Raw genomic sequence first — 7,095 nt, 5'->3', positions numbered from 1 at the left:
AGGCCATGGCCTGCGGGACGCCGGTGCTCGCAACACCGGTCGGGGCGATACCCGAAGTGATCCAGGATGGTGTGACGGGATTTATCATGGAGAATAACACACCGGAATGCATTGCAAGGAACGTGATGCGGGCGTTGAACCATCCTGACCTGGAAGGGATTGCGGAGAGGGGAAGACAATACGTGGAGAAAAATTATTCATTTAAGGAAACACTTAAAAGATGGGAAAATATTTTGGAGATAATCTAAAAATACAAATAATTTTTCAGTTAATGTAATTGCGAATCACGTTATACAGGGGGCATACAAACTATTTGTCTTTATTATGAGTTAATGTGCATGATTATCCTATAAAAAGATGTTATATGTCTGTTAAAGAAACTACATTATCTCCAAACCTTTCCAAGTTAATAGTAATAGCTATAGTTGGATTTTATATTACTTACATTTTCTGGATATTTCCTGCAATTCTTGATTTTTATTATATTAATGCCATACCATATGACAATTTATTATTAACACACCATATCAGTGATGTCAGAACTAATATTGCTGGATCTCAGTTAATAATTATTTCATTGATGCTTATTACTGGACTGTCTCATTTTACAATAATTTGCATGCCATTATTATTAATCCCTCTATTTCTATTAATAATAAGTATCTTTAAAAAATTTTTAAATAATTATCATAGTGTTCTTTTAACCATATCGTTTTTATTACCTTTTGCCTCTCCAGACCTTTTCGTTGCAGGAATTCATGAATTGGGTTTTCTTTTATATTTATCATTAATCCTTATATTGATAATATCTTACAAAAATAATAAAATTAATTTTTTTAATTCTTTATTGATTTTGTTAATAGTGATTATCATATGCTTTATTTCATATAAGATATCTGCCCTGATTCTATTATTTATTTTATTTTTAATTATTTCAGAAATAATAAAGGATAAATGGTGTAAAGACAAATTTTCAATACAACCTGTTCATTTATTTTTAATTGGATTAATAACTTCTATAGGATTAAACATTTTTTTTTATTCGGCTGCACTTCCCTATTTTGAAGAGATTGAATTTAGAGATTTGGCCTTTTTTAAAATTGCAAAAACTGATAACAATCCTTTATTTGACGCACTTTATGGACCTCCAGACTATCTTTTTTATATCGGTTTTTTCCGTCATTGTTTAATTTTATTAGTCCTCTGTTCACTATTTTTAATATTAATTCATAATTTCATTAGAAATAAACACCTGAATCAAGTTGAATGGGTTTTTTTAGCGTTATTAGGTTCAAGTAGTTGTTTATTTTTTATATATTTTATTTTGGGTACATTACAAATTTTATATATAAATTTAGTTGCATATGTGGGTATTTGTCTTTTTTATAATTCTTTTAGGAACAAAGTTAAAATTATTAAACCAGTAATATGGTTATTATTTATAACCGGAATTTTATATATTTCTTTATGCATTAATTCTGGATATTATATGGGTCATAAATCTACAGACGAATTCCACTATCTAAACTCTCCAGCAGATTGGTTAATGAATCACATTGCTGGAACAAAATATTCGGAAATTAAAAGTGACGTTCTAACAACTGGTTTTATGATTAAAAAATTTCGAAGTCCTGATAGAGCAATCAATATTCCATTGAATATGTTTACAATAGATGATGTAATACTCATTATTAATGGGAATCATGAAAATAAAAATAAAGAAAACAATTTATTTGTATTAAACAATAATATTAATTATATTTCATTACCCGGTTGGTATTTTATAAAATCTTTGTCTAATTATAATTATAAAATACAAATAAATGATCAGATAAATGTTTTATATTCTTCAGGTTTGGTTGATATAATATCATCAAAATAAATCTACATTCTTTCTTCTCTTGCTTTTTGGTGAAAATTACAATAATGAGGTATATTAAATTCGGTACGGATTGAGATAATTCAGTCGTCTCCATAAATAATACATTTTAAATGGCATATTAGCCCAAATCATTGTCCAATATTTTTTAAATACCATCTTCTTTGTGATGCATTTTTTTAAATTTTTTTTCGCAAGTTCTCGCCGATTTGCCTGTATATTAAACCAGGCAGTCTCAATAATTTTTTTTGCAATATATTCTGAAAGATCATCACGAATCTCTGGAGAGACTGCTCCTGTTTCTATTGCGAGCCTTGCAGTATGACAAAAAATATTCTCATCAACAGGTTCAATTCTATTGCAAAGTCTATTTGTTGCTTCTGTATGATATATAACCAAACCTTCCCAACTAAAAGATATAGGATATTTCAAAGCAATTCGCCCCCAAAGGTCAGTGTCTTCTCCCCACCACGCCTCCATACTAAATCCCCTCATTTCTTTTAAAATCGATTTTGGAATACCGACTGCCGATGTCCAAACCGGTGATGCTCCAAATGCGGCAGATTTGAAATAACTCGGGATCAGTCCTTCCCAAGGCTTTTCCGGAATCATGAAAAAATTAGGCATTTTTGTTCTTAAATTGGGATATTTTACGAGATATGCTGTTGTGTATGCCCCTGCTTCGGGATATGCATAACGTAACCTTAGCAACGTTTCCAGGTGGTCAGGCATCCATTCATCATCAGCATCAAGAAATGCAATAAAATCTGATTTGGAGTGTTCAATTCCTTCATTACGAGCTGATGACACCCCTTTTCCTATTTGATTAATGAATATTATCCGCTTATCCTGAAATGATTTGACAATTCTTGGCCCATCGTCTGTAGACTGCCCATCCACGATGATAATCTCAAAATCTTGTATAGTCTGACTTAAAACAGATTGAATAGCCCTAGCAATGTAGGGACCTTTATTATAGAGGGGGATGACGACCGAGACCGCAGGTATCAATTCCATATCAGTTCTCTTTGATGAGCTGCTCGAGTATCAAACCAGCATCCAATGCCGATTTTTGAATCTTTGGGATCCGTTCACGTAATTCTGTCCTGATTGAGGTTTCCTGATCCAGCATTGATATGATTTTACTGACTATACTATCCGGTTCTATATCCCTGGATTCCATACAATACTCAGTATGGCCGAAGATATCCCGGTTAATTCCCTTAGCCTTGATGCTATAGGCCAAACTTAGTGTCGGCACACCCGAAGAAAGGGCGGCAATCGTCGAGTGCGTCCGTGCCCCTGCAAAGAACGCCATCCGGCTGATAATCCACTTGGTTTCTGCAGCATCGTAATGCGGAGGAATCAGGGTAATATTGTGATTAATCTCCCGTAGCCGGGATATCACTTTTTGCATAAACGCGTAATCATCAGAATGCGGGGATGTTACGTGAGGCATCAGGTAGATGTGTCTCCCCGTCCGTTTTGATACCTCTGCAATAATATCTCCTGCCATGGCAATCCACTTCTCACTATCACCACTTGTGACATATTTTGCCATTAGAGGACTGAGATTTATTCCTATTGCATCATTTTCAATATCTATCTCGTTTTGAGGTGGTTTTGGATCCATCAGGAAAGCAGGATCTGCCACATGGTAGACATTTTCTGTTACACCGATGCTTTCCAGGTAGCGGATGGTTTCAGATTCCCTTGCATAGATGCCTGTTACTTTCCTGAGATGATCACTCATGTATTTCTCATAATCCGGTTTCGAGGAGAAAGGCCCGACAGATGCCCCCCAGAGAATAATTGGTTTTTTATGTGAGATCACGAGATCATCGAGAGCGGTAAAAAGCCTCGGTATTCCATAGTCAAGAGAGTAATTATCACCACCGATTGAAAGAACTGCTTCAGCCTTGGAGAGAAAAGGAACCATATCTCTGTAAACTGACCGGGAGAACGTATCCTTGTTGATTGCATAATGGAAAACATCAAACCAGGTTTCCAGTTTCCATGCGCTTTTTATGACCTTTCTTTTATTGAGGCGACGGGTGCTGAAATGAATGATCTCGCTGTCACTCTCCCTTCGTTTCTGGTCTTCGAATTGTTGATCCGATTGAAAATGGCTGATACAGACAAAGTGGGGATTTTCAAAATACTTTCTCAATATTTTCACAGTCCCGCGGACAATCGCCTCGCAGCCCCTGTTATCATAGGGACAATTTCCAGCAAGAATAAAAAGAGGCCTGTCGCTAGCCATTGGAGATGGCCCCCCTTTTTCTTATTAAAAAACGAATAATATGTACTGGATAAAAAATAATTCTCGAAAACTGATTCATAAATTCCAATCTTTTCAAATCTTTCTGCACTTTATTGCGGAGATATTGCACATCTCCGCCCCGGACAATCCACGCGTCCCTGGTGGTAAGACGCATCTTCTCTTTTAGGTTCATATGTTGCCTGGTGAAAACATTGTGCATGATGACAGCTGGTATTCTTTTCTTGGGAACCCTTATCCCCGACTGACTATCATGGTACAGACGGTAACTCAACTGGTGTCGCTTGATTGCAAGAATTCCACTCTGGCTCTGGATCACCCTGTCAATTGGTATCGGCTTTAAACTAAGAGATACTCCCTTCATGAGTATTTCCCTGATAACCGGTGACCGGACAACAATCAGGCTCGTCCCCCTGCTATCCCCCGAATACTCCGGTAACCACGCATCCATGCATACGATATCCGCACATTCGGCAAACACGTCATCACAGTAATTGCATGCATTCGGCGTGAACCACCGGTTTGTCCATGCCTCGGAAATCCCGTCCCTCCGGAAGATCTTCTTCTCGTCACCTTCCTGTGAAAGAAACGAGAAATAAAAATTACTGGCCGGCTGGTCCGGACTCTTCCCACGGTAACGAACTGCAGTTACCCTTCCCTTTACTCCCGCAAGGGCAGCAATATACTCGGTGAAATGTTTGCTCTTCAGCTGCCCGCACACGAGGCCGACGGTGACAAGGATCCGTTCCCGTAATGTCCTGTTTCTTTGCTGGGCAAGCCGGATGGCCTTGATAAAACAGGGGAGGCCTGTTATGGCATAGCGGCCCGGGTGCCCGGTAACATACCTGAGAACTGTTGACATCTCAACCGGGTAGTAGGCAGACCCTGCACCGGTACGGACGTCGTCGGCATTGCTGAAAATGTGAAAGGCAAAGAGCCTTTCAGGGTCTCCCGTAGGAGCAACGCAGATGACATGGTCGACGACTCCCTCTGTGAGCAGGGTCTCAAGAAGCCCTGTTGCCACTCCTCCCGATGCACTTTGCAACCGGTGTTTTTCGGAATGGCCCACGTACGAGTCAAGGAAATAACCTGTCTCGACCCGGTGCCTGATACCGCTAATCTCTCCGTACAGTCGCTTCCCAATTGTATCCTCGTTCTCTCCCGAATCTGAAAAAGGGCAGACTTTCAGGCAGAGACCGCATTCTTTTGTACATTCTCCGGTCTCGACGGGTATATACTCCCCGAACCTGGAAAACCGCATCTCCAACACCGTGTCAGGGCATAATGCTGCACAGGTTCCACAGCCGATGCACAAATCACGATTGGCAACGAATGCAATAACCGGTGGAGTCATTTCCCGCCTTCCCTGCGACACTTTGGGAGGTATGAGATAAAAATGCCTCGTTCAAAGTTATCAAGACCCACCGTCCATATAATCACGAGATAGAGAATACTGAATATTCCTGCTGCAACGGCAAGCCACAATAAATTTGTGATAACAAAGATCGAGGTAGCCACAGCTGCACAGGCCGCAAGGACCAGTGCTGCAATTACTCCGGGAATCATGGCACCGGAAAAAGTATGGGGTGAAACCCCAAGGACCCTCGTTGCATACCAGGGCGTGAAAAAGGCATTTTTCAGTATCAGAACGATTGCTCCGGCAAGTGCGACACCATAGTACCCAAGCCCGGCATCCCGGGAGAGAACAATTGCAAGGACTGCATTCCCCATACCCATCAATAATGTCAGGATACCGGGAATCTTCACACGGTTGTATGCAACATTAATCGAGAAGAGCGGCAGGACAGCAAGATTAATACAAAGGTGCCCGGTCAGGATGATAAGCAATAAAGAAAGGAAAGAAAATTCATTTCCAACCCACACGGTGAGCAAAACCGGGGCAAAACCACAGACAAGACCAATGGGAAGGGCCATGAAGAGTCCCATCAATTTCACTGCACTCCTGGATACACGGATAAGTGTCCCTGTCTGTTCTTTGGCATAATAGATCAGCACAATTGGCGAGAGAACACCGGAAACCGTACCTGCAATTGCCCGGAGCAGGACAACCCATTGGAGTGCGACCGCATACTCACCCGCAGGTGTTGCACCAAACAGCAGGTTAACAAGAATAATGTCAATATTCAGGAAAAGAAGTGACCCAACCTGGTTGACGATGACCCACCACCCCATTCCTGCAATGTCAGAAAATCGGGAACGGTCAAAATCACGTATTGAAATAACAAGATGCGGATTGATCTTCCGGGCAAGAAAAACATCCAAGATAGATGCTGTTATCCCGCCGATAAGGTAGGCCAGCCCCACGTAGGCAAGGGAAGGCCCAAAAAGGGAAAAAAAGGCAACAATACAAATTACCTGGATAATAATATTGACAATACCTACAAAGTTTTGAAGATCAAGCCGATTGTAGGCGAAGAGTGACACCGAAAAATTGCCTGACCATGACCGGATGAGGAATGCACTGGTGACACCAAGAAAAAGGTATACCGCACCTGCCTCCTGTCCAGAGGGAACATTGAAAATCACCGGGGAATAAAGGGAGACCAAAATGACGATCGGGATCATCAGAATGATTATTCCTGTAATCCCGAAGAGAGCTGTGTTAAATGTCCTGTTCGCCCCGGAATAATCCTGGCGCTGGAGATCAACCGTGAGAAAACGAGATACGGATGTATTCAGTGACTGGGTCAGCAGCCCAACATACCCATTGAGGGAGGTAGCGAGGGGAATGATACCATATGCAGCAACCCCGAGAGTCGAGATAAAATATGGTACGAGGAAAAGCCCAATGATTAAATTTACAAGGAAAAAACTGATATTTCCAGCAAGGTTGCGTGGTAATTGAGTGCTAAACTGGTGATTGATAGTACTATGCATGGAAAACCAATACTAAAGAAGTAATTTTTAAATATAA

Annotated in this window: 6 protein-coding genes; 2 read left to right on the top strand and 4 right to left on the bottom strand. The window is 40.5% G+C overall.

All coding sequences use genetic code 11. The annotated features are described in order from the left end of the window. Both PLK24_RS06420 and PLK24_RS06415 read left to right on the top strand, forming a co-directional pair. The coding region (locus PLK24_RS06420; RefSeq protein WP_324477422.1) for a glycosyltransferase at nt 1-248 on the top strand (248 nt) is incomplete at its 5' end. 116 nt (nt 249-364) lie between these two features. Further along, complete coding sequence (locus PLK24_RS06415) at nt 365-1,882, top strand: hypothetical protein (protein ID WP_324477420.1); 1,518 nt, start codon at nt 365-367, stop codon at nt 1,880-1,882. Between the two features lie 54 nt (nt 1,883-1,936). Here PLK24_RS06415 and PLK24_RS06410 read toward each other — a convergent pair whose 3' ends face one another. Genes PLK24_RS06410 through PLK24_RS06395 form a run of 4 tightly spaced genes read right to left on the bottom strand, consistent with a single transcriptional unit; the run spans nt 1,937 to nt 7,058 of the window. After that, on the bottom strand, nt 1,937-2,896 hold the full coding sequence (locus PLK24_RS06410; RefSeq protein ID WP_324477417.1) for a glycosyltransferase family 2 protein: 960 nt from the start codon (nt 2,894-2,896) through the stop codon (nt 1,937-1,939). Between the two features lies 1 nt (nt 2,897). Then, a complete protein-coding gene (locus PLK24_RS06405; RefSeq protein WP_324477415.1) occupies nt 2,898-4,142 on the bottom strand; it encodes a polysaccharide pyruvyl transferase family protein in 1,245 nt (414 codons plus the stop codon). Next, a complete protein-coding gene (locus PLK24_RS06400; protein ID WP_324477413.1) occupies nt 4,135-5,514 on the bottom strand; it encodes a Coenzyme F420 hydrogenase/dehydrogenase, beta subunit C-terminal domain in 1,380 nt (459 codons plus the stop codon). The genes PLK24_RS06405 and PLK24_RS06400 overlap by 8 nt, the downstream gene beginning before the upstream one ends. Further along, complete coding sequence (locus PLK24_RS06395) at nt 5,511-7,058, bottom strand: oligosaccharide flippase family protein (RefSeq protein WP_324477411.1); 1,548 nt, start codon at nt 7,056-7,058, stop codon at nt 5,511-5,513. The genes PLK24_RS06400 and PLK24_RS06395 overlap by 4 nt, the downstream gene beginning before the upstream one ends. Nucleotides 7,059-7,095 lie beyond the last annotated feature (37 nt).

Source organism: Atribacter sp. (assembly GCF_035418125.1).
GTDB lineage: Bacteria > Atribacterota > Atribacteria > Atribacterales > Atribacteraceae > Atribacter > Atribacter allofermentans.
Note: the sequence above shows the minus strand (reverse complement) of the source record. Positions and strands in the feature narration are given on the sequence as shown.

What these genes read in the sequence shown, in the direction of transcription:
- PLK24_RS06415 (WP_324477420.1), top strand. Translation starts at nt 365, where the DNA reads ATGTCTGTTAAAGAAACTACATTATCTCCAAACCTTTCCAAGTTAATA.
- PLK24_RS06410 (WP_324477417.1), bottom strand. Translation starts at nt 2,896, where the DNA reads ATGGAATTGATACCTGCGGTCTCGGTCGTCATCCCCCTCTATAATAAA.
- PLK24_RS06405 (WP_324477415.1), bottom strand. Translation starts at nt 4,142, where the DNA reads ATGGCTAGCGACAGGCCTCTTTTTATTCTTGCTGGAAATTGTCCCTAT.
- PLK24_RS06400 (WP_324477413.1), bottom strand. Translation starts at nt 5,514, where the DNA reads ATGACTCCACCGGTTATTGCATTCGTTGCCAATCGTGATTTGTGCATC.
- PLK24_RS06395 (WP_324477411.1), bottom strand. Translation starts at nt 7,058, where the DNA reads ATGCATAGTACTATCAATCACCAGTTTAGCACTCAATTACCACGCAAC.